This is a genomic window from Bradyrhizobium nitroreducens (assembly GCF_002776695.1).
GTDB classification, from domain to species: domain Bacteria; phylum Pseudomonadota; class Alphaproteobacteria; order Rhizobiales; family Xanthobacteraceae; genus Bradyrhizobium; species Bradyrhizobium nitroreducens.
Map to the genome: position 1 here is coordinate 815,460 of NZ_LFJC01000003.1, position 16,957 is coordinate 832,416.

At 65.8% G+C, this 16,957-nt stretch carries 15 protein-coding genes; 10 read left to right on the top strand and 5 right to left on the bottom strand.

Annotated features, from left to right (window positions below; genetic code table 11):
* Positions 1 to 72: 72 nt before the first annotated feature.
* Positions 73 to 1,200 carry a molecular chaperone DnaJ gene (gene dnaJ, locus TSA1_RS04105; protein ID WP_100175227.1) on the bottom strand — a complete coding sequence of 376 codons (1,128 nt, stop codon included), beginning with the start codon at positions 1,198 to 1,200 and terminating at the stop codon, positions 73 to 75.
* A 244-nt stretch (positions 1,201 to 1,444) separates the two neighbouring features.
* Positions 1,445 to 3,346, bottom strand: coding sequence for a molecular chaperone DnaK (gene dnaK / locus TSA1_RS04115; protein WP_100175229.1), 1,902 nt, complete (start codon positions 3,344 to 3,346; stop codon positions 1,445 to 1,447).
* A gap of 395 nt (positions 3,347 to 3,741) precedes the next feature.
* On the opposite strand from dnaK, the gene TSA1_RS04120 reads away from it, so the two are divergent.
* Complete coding sequence (locus tag TSA1_RS04120) at positions 3,742 to 4,683, top strand: hypothetical protein (protein WP_174718745.1); 942 nt, start codon at positions 3,742 to 3,744, stop codon at positions 4,681 to 4,683.
* Positions 4,684 to 4,968: 285 nt separating this feature from the next.
* Positions 4,969 to 5,691 (top strand): bifunctional nicotinamidase/pyrazinamidase, encoded by a 723-nt coding sequence (gene pncA, locus TSA1_RS04125; protein ID WP_100175231.1) that lies wholly within the window; start codon positions 4,969 to 4,971, stop codon positions 5,689 to 5,691.
* A gap of 82 nt (positions 5,692 to 5,773) precedes the next feature.
* Here the strand turns inward: pncA and grpE are convergent, their stop codons facing one another.
* Positions 5,774 to 6,391, bottom strand: a complete 618-nt coding sequence (grpE, locus tag TSA1_RS04130; RefSeq protein ID WP_100175232.1) for a nucleotide exchange factor GrpE — start codon at positions 6,389 to 6,391, stop codon at positions 5,774 to 5,776.
* Between the two features lie 96 nt (positions 6,392 to 6,487).
* On the bottom strand, positions 6,488 to 7,576 hold the full coding sequence (gene hrcA / locus TSA1_RS04135) for a heat-inducible transcriptional repressor HrcA (RefSeq protein WP_100175233.1): 1,089 nt from the start codon (positions 7,574 to 7,576) through the stop codon (positions 6,488 to 6,490).
* A 166-nt stretch (positions 7,577 to 7,742) separates the two neighbouring features.
* Between hrcA and rph the strand changes: the two genes are divergently transcribed.
* Genes rph through hemW form a run of 3 tightly spaced genes read left to right on the top strand, consistent with a single transcriptional unit; the run spans position 7,743 to position 10,243 of the window.
* Positions 7,743 to 8,456, top strand: a complete 714-nt coding sequence (gene rph / locus TSA1_RS04140) for a ribonuclease PH (RefSeq protein WP_100175234.1) — start codon at positions 7,743 to 7,745, stop codon at positions 8,454 to 8,456.
* A gap of 10 nt (positions 8,457 to 8,466) precedes the next feature.
* Positions 8,467 to 9,102 carry an RdgB/HAM1 family non-canonical purine NTP pyrophosphatase gene (gene rdgB, locus TSA1_RS04145; RefSeq protein ID WP_100175235.1) on the top strand — a complete coding sequence of 212 codons (636 nt, stop codon included), beginning with the start codon at positions 8,467 to 8,469 and terminating at the stop codon, positions 9,100 to 9,102.
* Positions 9,089 to 10,243 carry a radical SAM family heme chaperone HemW gene (gene hemW, locus TSA1_RS04150; RefSeq protein WP_100175236.1) on the top strand — a complete coding sequence of 385 codons (1,155 nt, stop codon included), beginning with the start codon at positions 9,089 to 9,091 and terminating at the stop codon, positions 10,241 to 10,243. The genes rdgB and hemW overlap by 14 nt, the downstream gene beginning before the upstream one ends.
* A 25-nt stretch (positions 10,244 to 10,268) precedes the next feature.
* Here the strand turns inward: hemW and TSA1_RS04155 are convergent, their stop codons facing one another.
* The gene (locus TSA1_RS04155; RefSeq protein ID WP_174718746.1) at positions 10,269 to 11,501 is read right to left on the bottom strand and encodes a penicillin-binding protein activator; all 1,233 of its coding nucleotides are present in this window, start codon (positions 11,499 to 11,501) and stop codon (positions 10,269 to 10,271) included.
* A gap of 340 nt (positions 11,502 to 11,841) precedes the next feature.
* Here TSA1_RS04155 and rsmI point away from each other — a divergent pair, with 340 nt between their 5' ends.
* From rsmI to TSA1_RS04185, 5 genes are all read left to right on the top strand, one after another.
* Positions 11,842 to 12,792, top strand: a complete 951-nt coding sequence (gene rsmI, locus TSA1_RS04160) for a 16S rRNA (cytidine(1402)-2'-O)-methyltransferase (RefSeq protein ID WP_100175238.1) — start codon at positions 11,842 to 11,844, stop codon at positions 12,790 to 12,792.
* Positions 12,779 to 13,180 carry a YraN family protein gene (locus tag TSA1_RS04165; RefSeq protein ID WP_100175239.1) on the top strand — a complete coding sequence of 134 codons (402 nt, stop codon included), beginning with the start codon at positions 12,779 to 12,781 and terminating at the stop codon, positions 13,178 to 13,180. Before rsmI ends, TSA1_RS04165 begins: the two co-directional genes overlap by 14 nt.
* Before the next feature lie 10 nt (positions 13,181 to 13,190).
* Complete coding sequence (gene gshB, locus TSA1_RS04170; RefSeq protein ID WP_100175240.1) at positions 13,191 to 14,135, top strand: glutathione synthase; 945 nt, start codon at positions 13,191 to 13,193, stop codon at positions 14,133 to 14,135.
* A gap of 479 nt (positions 14,136 to 14,614) precedes the next feature.
* Positions 14,615 to 15,427, top strand: a complete 813-nt coding sequence (gene cpaB / locus TSA1_RS04180) for a Flp pilus assembly protein CpaB (protein WP_100175241.1) — start codon at positions 14,615 to 14,617, stop codon at positions 15,425 to 15,427.
* 10 nt (positions 15,428 to 15,437) lie between these two features.
* Positions 15,438 to 16,955: a type II and III secretion system protein family protein gene (locus TSA1_RS04185; protein WP_100175242.1), complete on the top strand. Its 1,518-nt coding sequence runs from the start codon at positions 15,438 to 15,440 to the stop codon at positions 16,953 to 16,955.
* The last annotated feature ends 2 nt before the right edge of the window (positions 16,956 to 16,957 follow it).

The following is a 16,957-nucleotide window of genomic DNA, read 5'->3' on the forward strand; positions in this document are numbered from 1 at the left end:
ACCGCGGGACCGCGGCGTGTCAGAAAATGGTCATAAAGACGTATAGGCCGAAGTCGATACGGTCAAGCCGAGTCAACTCGCCCGATTACCGAAGAAATCCTTGACCTTGGCGAAGAAGCCCTCGGACTCCGGCTGGGTATTGCCGGAGGACAGTTTTTCGAACTCGGCCAGCAATTCCTGCTGCTTCTTGGTGAGGTTCTGTGGGGTCTCGACCACCACCTGAACATACATGTCGCCCATCTGGCGCGACCGCAGCACCGGCATACCCTTTGATGCGATGCGGAATCGGCGGTTGGACTGGGTTCCGGCTGGGACCTTCACCTTGGCCTTGCTCTTTTCGATGGTCGGCACCTCGAATTCACCGCCGAGGGCGGCCGTCACCATCGAGATCGGCACACGACAATGCAGATCGGCACCGTCGCGCTGGAAGAACTGGTGCTGAGCCAGTGACAGGAAGATGTAGAGGTCGCCGGGCGGGCCGCCGCGGACCCCGGCCTCGCCTTCGCCGGCGAGCCTGATCCTTGTGCCGTCCTCGACGCCCTGCGGGATGTTGACCGACAGCGTGCGCTCGCGGGTGACGCGGCCCTGTCCCGAGCAGGACGGGCAGGCATCCTCGATCATCTGGCCGCGGCCCTGGCAACCCGGACAGGTCCGCTCCAGCGTAAAGAAGCCCTGCGACTGCCGCACGCGGCCAGCGCCGCCACAGGTCGAACAAGTCTTCGGCTTGGTGCCGGCCTTGGCGCCGATGCCCGAGCAGGCCTCGCAGGTGACCGAGACGGGGATCTCGATCTGCGCGGTCTTGCCGCCAAAAGCTTCCTCGAGCGTGATTTCCATGTTGTAGCGCAGGTCGGCGCCGCGCTCGCGGCCGCCACGGCCACGCTGCCCGGCCATGCCGAACAGGTCCTCGAAAATGTCGGAGAAGGAGGAGGCGAAGCCCGCGCCGAAGCCGGCACCGCCGCCGCCCTGCTCGAAAGCGGCATGACCGTAGCGGTCATAGGCGGCGCGCTTGTCCTTGTCCTTGAGGACCTCGTAGGCCTCGTTGATTTCCTTGAACTTGACTTCGCTGGTGTCGTCCCCGGGATTGCGGTCGGGGTGAAACTTCATCGCAAGCTTGCGGAACGACGATTTCAGCTTGCTTTCGTCGGCATCGCGTTCGACTTCGAGGGTCTCGTAGTAGCAGCGCTTGGTGGACGTGGACATGTTGAGCTCGGTCTATCCAATCGCGATTCAAGTCGGAGCGAAACGACGTCGCCCCGCGACGATACGGGCAGCCTTCCGCCTCGCGGCGGAAGACGGCATGGCGGCGTTCAGCATAACGGCTGGAAATTGATCGATCGTAACGGGCACTCGTCCCGTTCGTCCCGACACGTCGGCCTCCCCCGAAGGGGAGGAGGCCGGTAGCGCGTGTGGGGTCCAAGCCGTCCGCATGTCACCCTCTCGGGGCTCAGGCGGACTTCTTGTTGTTCTTGTCGTCGTCGACCTCGGTGAACTCCGCGTCGACGACGTCGTCCTTGGCCGCATCCTTCTTGGCGTCGGCCTCGGCCTGCTGCTTGTACATGGCCTCGCCGAGCTTCATCGAAGCCTGGGCCAGCGTCTGGGTCTTGGCCTTGATCGCCTCGGCATCGTCGCCCTTCAGCGCCTCCTTGAGGTCGCTGACGGCATCCTCGATGGCGCGGCGCTCGGTTTCGGCAACCTTCGAACCGTGCTCGGCCAAAGCCTTCTCGGTCGAATGCACCAGACCATCCGCCTCGTTCTTGGCAGTGACGGCCTCGCGGCGCTTCTTGTCCGCCTCGGCATTGGCCTCGGCGTCCTTGACCATCTTCTCGATGTCGGCTTCCGACAGACCGCCGGAGGCCTGGATGCGGATCTGCTGCTCCTTGCCCGTGGCCTTGTCCTTGGCCGACACGTTGACGATGCCGTTGGCGTCGATGTCGAAGGTCACCTCGATCTGCGGCATGCCGCGCGGAGCCGGCGGAATGCCCATCAGGTCAAACTGACCGAGCATCTTGTTGTCGGCCGCCATTTCACGCTCGCCCTGGAAGACGCGGATGGTGACCGCGTTCTGGTTGTCCTCGGCGGTCGAGAACACCTGGCTCTTCTTGGTCGGGATCGTGGTGTTGCGGTCGATGATGCGGGTGAACACGCCGCCCAGCGTCTCGATGCCCAGCGACAGCGGGGTCACGTCGAGCAGCAGCACGTCCTTGACGTCGCCCTGGAGCACGCCGGCCTGGATCGCGGCACCGATCGCCACGACCTCGTCCGGGTTGACGCCCTTGTGCGGCTCCTTGCCGAACAGCTGCTTCACGACTTCCTGGACCTTCGGCATGCGCGACATGCCGCCGACCAGGACGACTTCGCCGATCTCACCGGCGGTGACGCCGGCATCCTTCAGCGCCTTGCGGCAGGGCTCGACGGTCTTCTGCACGAGGTCGTCGACCAACGCCTCGAACTTGGCGCGGGTGAGCTTCATCGTCAGATGCTTCGGGCCGGTCTGGTCCGCGGTGATGAAGGGCAGGTTGATCTCGGTCTGCGTCGTCGACGACAGCTCGATCTTGGCCTTTTCAGCGGCTTCCTTCAGGCGCTGCAACGCGAGCTTGTCGTTACGCAGGTTGATGCCCTGCTCCTTCTGGAATTCATCGGCGAGGTAGCCGACGAGGCGCATGTCGAAATCTTCGCCGCCGAGGAAGGTGTCGCCGTTGGTCGACTTCACCTCGAACACGCCATCGCCGATTTCGAGAATGGAGATATCGAAGGTGCCGCCGCCGAGGTCGTACACGGCGATCGTGCCGGCCTTGGTCTTGTCGAGGCCATAGGCCAGCGCAGCCGCGGTCGGCTCGTTGATGATGCGCAGCACTTCGAGGCCCGCGATCTTGCCGGCGTCCTTGGTCGCCTGGCGCTGGGCGTCGTTGAAGTAGGCGGGAACGGTGATGACGGCCTGGTCGACCTTCTGGCCGAGATGGGCTTCCGCGGTCTCCTTCATCTTCTGAAGGATGAAGGCCGAGACCTGCGAGGGCGAGTAGGTCTGGCCGTCGGCCTCGACCCAGGCGTCGCCGTTGGAAGCCTTGACGATCTTGTAGGGGACGAGCTTCTTGTCCTTCTCGACCATCGGGTCGTCGTAGCGGCGGCCGATCAGGCGCTTCACTGCGAAGAAGGTGCGCTCGGGATTGGTGACGGCCTGGCGCTTGGCCGGCTGGCCGACGAGGCGCTCACCGTCGTCCGTGACGGCGACGATCGAAGGCGTCGTCCGCATGCCTTCGGAATTCTCGATGACTTTGGCGTTCTTGCCATCCATCACGGCGACGCACGAATTCGTGGTGCCGAGGTCGATCCCAATGACCTTTCCCATGGTCCTGATATCCTTCTTTTTGCGGCAGGTTGGCTGGGCCCAGAAGGCACCCGAACCGAAACCCCCTAAGATCAAACATTCGCGATATTGCGATGGTTGACGCTCATATAGGAGGGGGGGAGGGGCCCGCAAGGACCGCAGCTAGGTTTCTGCCGCGAAAACATCGGGTTTTGAAAGACCATATCCGGGCTTCACCGCCCTTGCGGGTGAGGAATTATTAACAGGTCCGGGCATCAGCAAGCCCCCGCTACCGCAAGCCGGCCCGCCCTATTGCCGCAAGCCCAAACCCGGTAAAAGGCGGACCGGCCGGGGCAGCCACCAGAGCTGCTGCGCGCGACAAAGCGGCCCGGTGGACCACCATCGAACGGCCTCAATGTGAACCAATCAGGGTGCCCATGAAGCTGATCCGTCCCCTCGCCGCGCTCGCCCTTCTCGTTAGCTCCGCGTTTCCGGCCCTCGCCGCCGACGCCGTGTTTCCGCCCGGCTTGCGCCTCGGCATGGTGCCGTTGGTCGGCCTCAACACGGCCAAGACCTTTCCGGGCTTCGAAAGCGAGGACGGCAGCGTCAAGGTGCTGATCACCGAGCTGCCGCCGGCGGCCTATGGCGAGGTCGTGAGCGCCTTCAACTCCAATCCGACCGGCGCCAATGGCGTCAAGCAGGACAAGATCGAGACGCCCGCGGGCCTCGCCTATTTCACCACCGAGAGCGGCAAGGCCGGGGAGACCCCGGTGAAGCGCTATTCGATGATCGTGCCGGGCGCCGGCTTCTCCGGCTATGTCGCGGTGCAGATCCCGGAGAACGCGACCAAGATCTACACGGACGAGGCGGTGCGGCAGATGTTTGCCAGCGCCGCGACCCGCAAGCAGGTCTCGGCCGAGGAGCAGATCGCGCTGATGCCGTTCAAGATCACCGATCTCGCCGACTTCAAGGACATCCGCACGCTGGCGCCGGGCTCCAGCATCATCCTCGCCGACGGCGACGAGAGCACCGGTTATGAATCGAAGCCGTTCATGATCCTCGGCCTGATCGGCGCCACGCCGCAGGCCGCCGACGACCGCGCCCGCTTCGCCCAGGAGGCGGCGCTGCAGATCCCGGGCGTGCGCGAATCCCGCGTCACCATGTCCGAGCCGATCCGCATCAACGGCCAGCAGGGCTTCGAGACCCGGATCGACGGCATCAGCGGCAAGGACAAGACCCCGGTCACCGTGGTGCAGTGGATCCGCTTCTCGAGCGGCGGCGCCTCGCTCCGCATCATCGCCAGCGCCCCGCGCGAGCAGTGGCAGGCCGCCTTCACCCGCTTCCGCGCCGTGCGCGACGGGATTCAGCCGAAGGGCTAGGTTGAGGCGGCCCTACACACTCGGTGTCGTCCCCGCCTAGTTGCGCAATTGCGCACGGGGGGCGGGGATCCATACCGCGTGATCTCGCGGTTACAAAAGGTATTCGCCAAACTCCTCCCTGTGGTCATGGATCCCGGGCTCGCGCTTTGCGCGCCCCGGGATGACGATGCTGTTGGCTTGTCAGCCCAACCCATCACCAAAGCCGGCCGCATTTTCAGGCTTCTGTTCGTATACGAACGGAACTAGGCTTCGCTTCCGTTGGATCATCCTAAGGGGAGGCGAACGATGCTCAATCGACGACAAATCCTCGCGGCGCTGGGCACGACGGCGCTGGCGACCCTCGCGCCGACCGCACTCTTTGCAGCGACATCGATCAAGCCGGACGAAAGCTCCGCGCTGCTCGTGATCGACGTGCAAAACTGCTTCCTGCCGGGCGGCAGCCTCGCCGTAAAGGAAGGCGAGCAGGTGGTGCCGGTCATCAACAAGATCTCGAAGGCGTTTGCAAACGTGGTGATGACGCAGGACTGGCACACGCCGGGCCACGTCTCGTTTGCGTCGGTACATTCCGGCAAGAAGCCGTTCGAGACCGTGGACCTTCCCTACGGCAAGCAGGTGCTGTGGCCGGACCATTGCGTGCAGGGCACCGACGGCGCCTCACTGTCGAAGGACCTGTCCATCCCCCACGCCGAACTCATCATCCGCAAGGGCTTTCACAGGGACGTCGACAGCTATTCGGCCTTCCTCGAAGCCGACGGCAAGACCTCGACGGGCCTTGCGGGATATTTGAAGGGCCGCAAGATCAAGCGTGTCTTCGTCGCCGGGCTCGCGACAGACTTCTGCGTCGCCTGGACCGCGCTGGACGCGCGCAAGGCGGGCTTCGAGGTCTATGTGGTGGAAGACGCCTGCCGCGGCATCGATACCCAGGGCTCGCTGGCAAAGGCCTGGGCCGACATGGCCAAGGCCGGCGTGAAGCGGATTCAATCGGGTGATATCGCGGTGAACGCGTAGGATTTCCGAGCTGCCATTCCGGGGCGGCTGGAGGAGCTGCCCCCGGAATGACGCCAAAACTCAATTCGGCGCGCCGCAAAACTCAATTCGGCGCGCCGCTCGACTCGTTGTTGTTCGCTGCGGGCGCGGCCTTCGCGCCGCCCTTGGCGACACCGACGAGAGCCGGGCGCAGCACGCGATCGCCGATGGTGTAGCCGGCCTGCATGATCTGCACGACCGTGCCCGACGGCACCGACGCATCGGGCACTTCGTACATTGCCTGGTGAAAGTTCGGGTCGAACTTCTGGCCCTGCGGATCGAGCTTCTTCACGCCGTGCTTCTCCAGCGCGCTGAGCAGCGCGCGCTCGGTAAGCTCGACGCCCTCGATCAGCGAGGTCAGTCCGGGATCGGCGGCGGCACGCGCCTCGGCCGGAACGGCATCGAGCGCACGCTGGAGATTGTCGGCGATGTCGAGCACGTCACGGGCAAAGCCGGTGATGCCGTAGAGGCGGGCGTCGGCGACTTCCTTCGTGGTGCGCTTGCGCAGATTCTCCATCTCGGCCAGCGTCCGCAGCACACGGTCGCGCGCCTCGGCGACTTCCTTCTGCAGGGTTTCGACCGAGCCGGGCTCGGGATCGTCGGGCATGATGTAGGGCTTCGACACCACGGGCTCGCCAGTCGGCGCGGCCGCGTCTTCGGGTTGCCGGTCTCGATCGGTCATCGGCTGTAATCTCGAACTCGTTTCCAGGGATTGTTGGCCCGCATATCGTGCTTTGAGCAGCGAAAATCAAGCGCCCGTGATCGGATCAGACGCCGGTCAGCCCCCCAGCAGGCGACTGACGATGCGGGCGGCATAATCCACGGTCGGGATCACGCGGGCATAATTCAGCCGCGTCGGGCCGATCACGCCGAGAACGCCGACGATGTGGCCGGCGGCATCCCGATAGGGCGAGATGATGGTGGAGGAGCCCGACAGGGAAAACAGTTTGTTCTCCGAACCGATAAAGATGCGCACGCCCTCGGCGGTCTCGGCACGGCCGAGCAGGTCGATCACGCCCCGCTTGGTCTCGAGGTCGTCGAACAACAGGCGCACCCGCTCCAGATCCTCCAACGCGTGCAGATCTTCCAGCAGATTGGCGTGGCCGCGGACGATGAGCTGGCGGTCCTCGTTCTCGCCGCCGGACCAGCTGGCGATGCCGGCCGAAATCACCTTCTGCGTCAGCTGATCGAGCTCGGCGCGGGCCTCGCCAAGCGCTGTCTCGAGCTCGAGCCGCGCCTCGGCCAGCGTCCGGCCGCGAATCCGCGCATTGAGGAAATTGCCGGCTTCGGTGATCGCCGACGAGGGAACCCCAGGGGGCAGCGTCAGCACGCGGTTCTCGACCTGGCCGTCCTCGCCGACCAGGATCACCAGGGCCTTTTCAGGTTCCAGGCGGACGAATTCGATGTGCTTCAGCCGCGCATTGGATTTGGGCGTCAACACCACCGCCGCCGCCCGCGTCAGTCCGGACAGCCGCGTCAGCGCCTGGTCCAGCGCGGCCTCGACCGAGTGCGCCTGACCGACGGACGTGAGCTGGCTCTGGATCGACTGCCGTTCGGCCTCGTTGAGGTCGCCGACCTGCATCAAGGCATCGACGAAGAAGCGCAGGCCGAGTTCCGTCGGCAACCGGCCGGCGGAGGTGTGCGGCGCATAGATCAGGCCGAGCTGTTCCAGATCGGCCATGACGTTGCGGACCGAGGCCGGCGATAGCGGCATGGCGATCAGGCGGGAAATGTTGCGGGAGCCCACCGGCTCACCGGTCGCGAGATAACTTTCGACAATTTGACGAAAGATGTCGCGGGAACGCTCGTTGAGCTGGGCAAGGCCTGCGCGCGGCGCGATCAGATGGATCGGATCGTGATGGGCCACAGACGGTAACTCCTCTCAGATACTTGTAATTTGTCTATCCCCGAGGGTTCTGACAAGCGCCGCGTTCGCGGACCCGAAAACAGGGGTGAAAAGACCTTGCCGCGCACCCCCACCCCACCTACAAGCACCGCCAACAGCCTTTCCCGTGAGTTTTGGAGGATTTCCCATGCGGCCAAGCCGCCGTGCGCCCGACGAACTGCGCCCCGTCACCCTGGAGCGCGGCGTGGTCAAATATGCGGAAGGCTCGTGCCTGGTGAAATTCGGCGACACCCATGTGCTGGTCGCCGCCACGCTGGAAGACCGCCTGCCGCCATGGCTGAAGGGCCAGGGCCGCGGCTGGGTCACCGCCGAATACGGCATGCTGCCGCGCGCGACCTCCGAACGCACCCGCCGCGAGGCCGCCGCCGGCAAGCAGAGCGGCCGCACCGTCGAGATCCAGCGCCTGATCGGCCGCGCGCTTCGCACCATCGTCGACCTCGAAGCGCTCGGCGAGCGCCAGATCACGGTCGATTGCGACGTGCTCCAGGCCGACGGCGGCACCCGCACGGCCTCGATCACCGGCGCCTGGGTCGCGCTCGCCGACTGCATCAACTGGATGAAGGCGCGCAACATGATCAAGGCCAACGTGATGCGCGACAACGTCGCCGCGATCTCCTGCGGCATCTACAACGGCACGCCGGTGCTCGATCTCGACTATGCCGAGGATTCGGAAGCGCAGACCGACGCCAATTTCGTCATGACCGGCGACGGCCGCATCGTCGAGGTGCAGGGCACCGCGGAGCGCGAGCCGTTCACCCAGGACGAGTTCCTGGCGCTGATGGCGCTGGCGCAGAAGGGCATTGCGCGGCTGGTGGACTTGCAGAAGCTGGCCGTGGCGTAGTCAATAAGCCATGCACCGCCGAATCACCGGAAAGCTCGTCATCGCAACCCATAATCCCGGCAAGCTGGCCGAGATGCGGGAGCTTTTGGCGCCTCACGGCGTCGAGGCGGTGTCGGCCGGCGAGCTCGGCCTCGCCGAACCGGACGAGACCGGCGACGATTTCCGCAGCAACGCCGCGATCAAGGCAATCGCGGCGGCGCAGGCGACCGGGCTTCCGTCCTTCGCCGACGATTCCGGCATCGTGGTCGATGCGCTCGACGGCGCGCCCGGAATCTACAGCGCGCGCTGGGCCGGTCCGTCCAAGGATTTCAACGCGGCGATGGCGCAGATCGAGCGCCTGCTGCAGGAGCGTGGTGCCACCACGCCCGCAAAGCGCACCGCGCATTTCGTCTCCGCGCTCTGCGTCGCCTGGCCCGACGATCATCTCGAAGAGGTCGAGGCCCGCGTCGACGGCACGCTGGTGTGGCCGCCACGCGGCACCGCCGGCTTTGGTTACGATCCGATGTTCCTGCCCAACGGTCACGATCGCACCTTCGGCGAGATGGAAAGCATCGAGAAGCACGGCCTGCCACCGCTCGGCCTCGGCCTGTCGCACCGGGCCCGCGCCTTCGTGAAACTGGCGGAGATCTGCCTTGAGCCGCGCTAACCAAGCTTTCGGCGTTTACGTGCACTGGCCGTTCTGCCTGTCGAAGTGTCCTTATTGCGACTTCAACAGCCATGTCCGCCACGCCGCGATCGACGAGGCGCGGTTTGCGTCCGCCTTCGCGCGCGAGATCGCGACGACCGCCGAACGCGCGCCCGGCCGCGAGGTCACCTCGATCTTCCTCGGCGGCGGCACACCGTCGCTGATGCAACCCGCAACCGTCGGCGCGGTGCTTGACGCCATCGGCAAGCACTGGACCGTTGCGAAGGACGCCGAAGTCACGCTGGAAGCGAACCCGACCAGCGTCGAGGCCACGCGCTTTGCCGGCTATCGCGCAGCCGGCGTCAACCGCGTCTCGCTCGGCGTGCAGGCGCTCGATGATGCCTCGCTCAAAGCCCTGGGCCGCATGCACAGCGCGCGCGAAGCGCTCGATGCCGTCGCCATCGCACGCCGCTCGTTCGACCGCTATTCGTTCGACCTGATCTACGCCCGGCCCGACCAGACGCCGGCGATGTGGGCCGATGAACTTCGGCTCGCGGTGAGCGAGGCCGCCGAGCACCTGTCGCTCTATCAATTGACGATCGAGGAAGGCACGCCGTTCTTCGGCCTGCACCAGGCCGGCAAGTTGAAGACGCCGGATGAAGCGCTCGCGCGCGCGCTCTACGACGTCACGCAGGAGACCTGCGACAAGCTCGGCCTGCCCGCCTACGAGATCTCCAATCACGCGCGGCGCGGCGCCGAATGCCGGCACAATCTGGTCTACTGGCGCGGCGAGGAATATGCCGGCATCGGCCCCGGCGCGCACGGGCGGCTCGACATCGACGGCATCAGACACGCCACCGCCACCGAGAAGCGTCCCGAGGCCTGGCTGATGCGGGTCGAGACCAACGGCCACGGCGTGGTCACCGACGATCTCCTCAACAGCGAAGAACGCGCCGACGAATTCTTGCTGATGGGACTGCGTCTCGCCGAAGGCATCGACCCCGAGCGCTACAAGGCACTCTCGGGCCGCCCGCTCGATCCCAAGCGCATCGCACTGTTGCGCGAGGAAGGTGCGATCACCGTCGATGCGACGGGACGACTGCGCGTAACGAGCAGCGGTTTTCCCGTGCTGGATGCGGTGGTCGCGGATCTCGCGGCCTAACGCAACCTACAGCCGTAGTCCTGAGCTACGCCCCAAAACTCTTCGGCGAGCCGGCGACCGCAACGCCGCCACCCTGCGTCACCTTCATCACCGCAAGCCCGCGCTCATTGGTGCCGTCGGCGCGGAAGCGGAACAGGCCGTCGATGCCGGCGAAGCCGGAAGGGTTAGTGAGCACGTCGGGCGAGAAGCGCGTGGTGCCTTGCGTGCGTGCAAGCGCAGCGACGAGCGCGACCGCGTCATAGGCCAGCGTCGCGGTGCGGATCGGCTCGGCGCCGTATTTGGTGCGATAGCGGCCGGAGAAAGCGCGGAAGCCGGCGGGATCCGGCGCGGCGTAAAGCCCGCCCTGAAGCGCCGGGCTGGCATAGACGCGGGGATTATCCCACAGGCCGGTGCCGAGCAGCTGGATGTTGCGCAAATTCGCGCCCGCGGCCGTCATCGCATCCGCAACGGTGACAACGGCATCGCCGTCGTCGGCAATGAACAGCGCATCGGCACCGCCCAGCTGCTGTGCCACGGTGCGCGCCGGCGTGGCGCGATCGGCGCCGTATTTCTCGAAGGCGACGATGCGCCCGCCACGGCGCGGCACCGCCGCCTTCACCGCGGCTTCGACGACATTGCCATAGGCATTGTCGGGCACCAGCACGGCAACCGAGCGCTTTCCGATGCTGGCGGAATATTCGACGATGCGATTGACGTCGGACTCCGGCAGGAAGGACAGCAGATAGACGCCGCGGCCGGCGATGCTGGAATCGGTCGAGAACGCGATGACGGAAATGCCGCGCGTGCGTGCGACCTGGGCCACCGCCGGCACCGACTGCGCGAACAACGGTCCCAGAATGATCTCGGCGCCCTCGTCGACGGCCTGCTGCGCACCGGCCTGTGCGCCTTGCGGGCTGCCATTGTCGTCCTTGATCAGGAGCTGGATGTTCGGATTCTGGAACTCGGCCAGCGCCATCTCGGCGGCATTGCGCATGGATTGCGCGGCAAGGCCGGCATTGCCCGCAGCCGAGAGCGGCAGGATGACGGCGACCTTGACCCCGCCGGTGCCCGCAGTCGTCCCCTGTTGCGGGGGACCCGCCGGCTGGGCCGGAGGCGGTGAGCTCGAGAACGGGTTGGAGAACTGGCTGAGACTCTGCTGCACCCCGGCGCAGGCCGACAGCAGGGGTGTGCCAAGCAGCAGGCCGAGTGCACTCCGCCGGGTCGCCCCCGGCATCCGGGGCCCCTGAACGGGAGACTTCAAATCGCGCGGGCCCAGCATGGCAGCTTCTCTTCTGACCAGCGATCGCCAGCCGGTCACAACACTCGTCCCGCGACACAAGCCGCGGATTCAGGCATATTGTCGGCAAATAGTTAACTAAAACAAAAGGATAATAACCGCTTAACGCGGCCGCACCTTAAAGTCCTGGCTAGCTGTCCGCCGTCCGTACCCAGCATCAAGGCGGCCTTTCCGCCGTGAATATGACGCTGGTGCTTCATTCCCTCGGGAATGTGACGCTTGTCGGATCACATTCCAGTCTTTCCTCGCCCCTTGCCTCGGCACGATCTTTTTCGAAGAGCCGGTTCCCAGCCCTCGGGATCGTGCCTAAGTTGACTTCATTATGCGCGCAAAGCCGGCTCCGATAAATACGCCTGAAGCCCAAGACACCGCCTCGCGCGGTTTCTCCATCGATGCCCATCGGCTTCCGGCGCCCAAGGCGGCACCGGGCCTCCATCTGGTCGCGACCCCGATCGGCAATCTCGGTGATATCACGCTCCGCGCGCTTCAAACGCTCGCCGGCGTCGATGTCATCTTCTGCGAAGACACCCGCATCACGCGGCGCCTGACCGAGCGCTACGCCATTGCGAGCCAGCTCAAGCAATATCACGAGCACAACGCCGAGGCCGCCCGGCCAAAGATCCTGGAGGCACTTGCGGCAGGCGGCTCGGTCGCGCTGGTCTCGGACGCCGGCACGCCGCTGATCTCCGATCCCGGCTTCAAGCTGGTGCGCGAGGTCTGCGCCGCCGGCCATGCAGTACATGCGCTGCCCGGCCCATCCTCGGTCCTGGCGGCCTTGTCGGTGGCGGCACTGCCGACCGACCGCTTCTTTTTCGCAGGTTTCCTGCCGGCGAAATCTGCGGCGCGCCGCGCGCGGCTGGCCGAGCTTGCGCGGATCGACGCGACATTGGTGATGTTCGAATCCGGCAACCGGATGCAGGCCACCTTGACCGATCTGGCCGAGATCATGGGGGAGCGAGAGGCCGCGGTCTGCCGCGAGCTCACGAAATTGCACGAGGAGGTCAGGCGCGCACCGCTCGCCGAGCTCGCGCGACAAGCCGACGCGCCGGAGACGCGCGGTGAATTCGTTCTGGTGATCGCTCCGCCAGCGGCCGACGCCAATGTGCTCGCATCGGATGCGCTCGACGACCTCCTGCGCGAGCAACTCGCCGCGCACAGTGTCAAGGATGCCGTCGCGCATGCCGTCGCGCTCTCGGGCCGGCCGCGCCGCGAGGTCTATGCCCGCGCGCTCGAGCTCGCAAAGGACCTGCGGGGCGGCGATGGCGAAGGCTGAGGTTCCGAAGGAACCCAAGATCGCCTCGCCCGAGCGCGTCGCCGCGTTCCGCACCGGCATCTCGGCCGAAAGCCGCGCCGCGGCCTATCTGATGGCCAAGGGTTATCGCATCCTGGCAAAACGCTTCCGCACGCCGCATGGCGAGATCGACCTCGTGGCGCGCCGGCGCAACCTGATCGCCTTCGTCGAGGTCAAGGCCCGCGCCAGCCTCGATGACGCCGCCTATGCGGTGACCCCGCGCCAGCAGCAGCGCATCATCGACGCCGCGCAAGGCTGGCTCGTAGCGCATCCCGAGCATGCCGAATTCGAATTGCGATTCGACGCCATGCTGATTGCGCCGCGCTCACTTCCGCGCCATGTGTTGGCGGCATTCGACGCCTCGACCTGAAAGGCAGACCATGAAACTCAACGTCGCCGTCCAGATGGACCCCATCGCCCGGATCAACATCAAGGGCGATTCCACCTTCGCGCTGCTGCTGGAGGCGCAGAAGCGCGGCCATGGACTGTCCTACTACACGCCCGACAAGCTCTCGATGGTCGGCGAGGAGATCGTCGCCCCGGTTCAGCTGCTGACCGTGCGCGACGAACCGGGCAATCATTTCACGCTCGGCGAGCCGAAGCGCGAGGCGCTGAACGGCTTCGACGTGGTGCTGCTGCGCCAGGACCCGCCGTTCGATCTCGCCTACATCACCTCGACGCACTTCTTGGAGCGCATCCATCCGAAGACGCTGGTGGTCAACGATCCGGCCTCGGTGCGCAACGCGCCGGAAAAGCTGTTCGTGATGAATTTTCCGCAGCTGATGCCACCGACGCTGATCTCACGCGATCTCGACGAGATCAACGCGTTCCGCGACAAGCATGGCGCCGTCGTCATGAAGCCACTGCACGGCCATGGCGGCGCGGCAGTGTTCCGCGTGATGCCGCAAGACATGAATTTCGGCTCGCTGTTCGACATGTTCTCGGTGACGTTCAAGGAAGCCTGGGTGATCCAGCAGTTCATCCCCGAGGTGAGGCACGGTGACAAGCGCATCATCCTGGTCAACGGCGAGTTCGCCGGCGCGGTGAACCGCGTGCCGGCCGCCGACGATCTCCGCTCCAACATGGTCCGTGGCGGCGCGGCGCAGGAGACCGAGCTCACCCCGCGCGAGCGCGAGATCTGCGCCACCGTCGGCCCGGCGCTGCGCGAGCGCGGCCTGTTGTTCGTCGGCATCGACGTCATCAACGGCAATCTCACCGAGATCAACGTGACCTCCCCGACCGGCATCCGCGCCATCGCGCGGCTCGGCGGCCCCGACGTCGCGGCGAAGATCTGGGACGTGATCGAACAGAAGCGAGCGAAGTAGCTACGTAGCCCGGATTGCGCTGCGCTCCATCCGGGCTACGCGACTCCATCACCGTCACCCTGAGGTGGCCGCTCCTTCAGCGGCCCTCGAAGGGCGACGGCCCGGCTGCATCCCGGCCGCGCATCCTTCGAGGCTCACCTTGCGATGCAATGCATCGCAAGCCTCGCACCTCAGGATGACGGATCACCAGTGTCGGCGCAGCTCGCTGCGATCGTGCCGTGACCGCAAACGTCCGCATCACTAACCCCCCGTTCACCATGACGCCGCGCCCATCGTGCAAACGCACGAGCGCGCTTACGTGAATCTACGGGGCCGCTGGCCGACCTAATAACGCCGCGTTCACCATCTGCCGAGAACCATCAGCGCCGCCGACGATCGCGTTCGGCCTCGCAACACCCCTTATACTTTTACTCCCTACTCATCGACACGGGGGAACCCGCCAGGTGCGGTTCGAGTGCCCCGCGTATGAGTAGAAGCGTATGAACACCGCACGCATTGTCGTCCTCGTCATCGCGCTGGCCGCCGGCGGCGTCGCTGCGTATCTGGCGAGCGGCTATCAGAATGCCCCCGCGCCCGCTGCGCCCGTCGCCGAGAAGCTGCCGACGGTCGAAGTCCTCATCGCCAAGAACGACATCCAGCTCGGCCAGGCGCTCAAGCCCGACGATCTGCAATGGCAGGCCTGGCCTGCGGCAACCGCGAGCAGCGCCTTCATCCGCCGTGACAGCAGGCCCGAAGCCCAGACCCAGATCGCCGGCTCGATCGCACGCGTGCCCCTGATGCAGGGCGAGCCGATCCGCGAGCAGAAGCTGGTCAGGGCCGAAGGCTCCGGCTTCATGGCTGCGATCCTGCCGTCGGGCATGCGCGCCGTTTCCACCGAGATTTCAGCCGAGACCGGCGCGGGCGGCTTCATCCTGCCGAACGATCGCGTCGACATCGTCCTGACCCGCCGCCTGAAGAATCCCGACGCCAATGGCGCGCTGGCCGGCAACGACCTCATTCTGTCCGAGGTGATCCTGACCAATATCCGCGTGCTCGCGATCGACCAGGCGCCGAAGGAAAAGGACGGCCAGACCGCCGTCGTCGGCAAGACCGTAACGCTCGAGCTCAAGCCCGACCAGGTCGCGACGCTGTCGGCCGCGCGCCAGGGCGGCACGCTCCAGCTCGCGCTGCGCAGCATCGTCGATGCCAACGCGGTGGAAGGCACAATCGCGGACAAGGCGGCCAAGGTCACCGATGGCGTCAACGTCATCCGCTTCGGCGTACCGGCGCGGCAACTAACGTCACAGAAGTGATGGGGACATCATGAACTTTGGGGATGATCGGACGGGGCTGCGCATTCGGGGGAAGCGCGCAGGCTCGTTCTTCGTGGGGACGCTGCTGATGCTGGGGCTGCTCGCGGCCCCGAACTGCGTCGGCGCTGCGGACGCGCCGGTCGGAGATCAGGCGCCGATGCAGGCTCCGGATCTCGGTGTGTCGCCGGTCGCGACGATCGCGCCGGCGAGGACGCGTTCTCTTTCGCTCGGCGTCGGCAAATCCGTCGTCATCGACCTGCCGCGCGAGGTCAAGGACGTGCTGGTGGCCGATCCCAAGATCGCCAATGCGGTGATCCGCTCGGCCCAGCGTGCCTATATCATCGGCGGCCAGGTCGGCCAGACCAACGTCGTGTTCTTCACCGCCGACGGCCAGCAGGTCGCCGCCTATGACATCGCGGTGAAGCGCGACCTCAACGGCATGCGTACGGCCCTGCGCCAATCGCTGCCGGGCGTGCAGATCGAAGGCGTGGGCGACAGCGTGATGCTGACCGGCTCGGTGTCGAGCCCGGTGGAGGCCCAGCAGGCCGGCGACGTCGCCGCCAAGCTGGTCGGCGGCTCCGAGAAGGTCGTCAACAACATCGTCGTGCGCGGCCGCGACCAGGTGATGCTCAAGGTCGTCGTCGGCGAAGTGCGCCGCGACATCGTCAAGCAGCTCGGTGTCGACCTCAGCGCCAGCCTGAACGCCGGCACCGCGGTGGTGAATTTCAACAACTCCAACCCGTTCTCGGTCTCCGGCGGCCCGCTCGTCAGCAGCAACGGGCTCGGTGTTACCGGACTTGCAAAAGGCGTGGCCACCGTCAACGCCACGATGCGGGCGATGGAAAGCGCCGGCGTGATGCGGACGCTGGCCGAGCCGAGCCTGACGGCGATCTCCGGCGAGTCCGCGACTTTCATCGCGGGCGGCGAATTCCCGATCCCCGCGGGCTATTCCTGCGATCCGGTCACCCACGTCTGTACCACCCAGATCACCTACAAGAAGTTCGGCATCTCCCTCAACTTCACGCCGGTCGTGCTCAGCGAGGGACGTATCAGCCTGCGCGTGATGACCGAGGTCTCGGAGCTGTCGAACCAGAACGCCATCTCCGTGACGCAGGCGGTGTCCGCGGGCCAGACCAGCTCGATCACCATCCCCTCGATCCAGACCCGCCGCGCCGAGACCACGCTCGAAATTCCCTCGGGCGGCTCGATGGCGATGGCCGGCCTGATCCAGCAGCAGACCAAGCAGGCGATCAACGGCCTGCCCGGTGTCGACCAGGTGCCGATCATCGGTGCGCTGTTCCGCAGCCAGGACTTCGTCAACAACGAGACCGAGTTGATGGTGATCGTGACGCCCTATGTGGTGCGCGCGGTCGCCCAGAAGGAATTGTCGCGGCCCGACGACGGCTTCGCGCCGGCCTCGGACGCGCAGACCGCTCTGCTCGGCCGCATGAACCGTCTCTATGGCGTCGCGCGCCGCGTCGATCCGATCAACGGAGCGCCGGGTGATTTCGGCTTCATCATCGACTGATG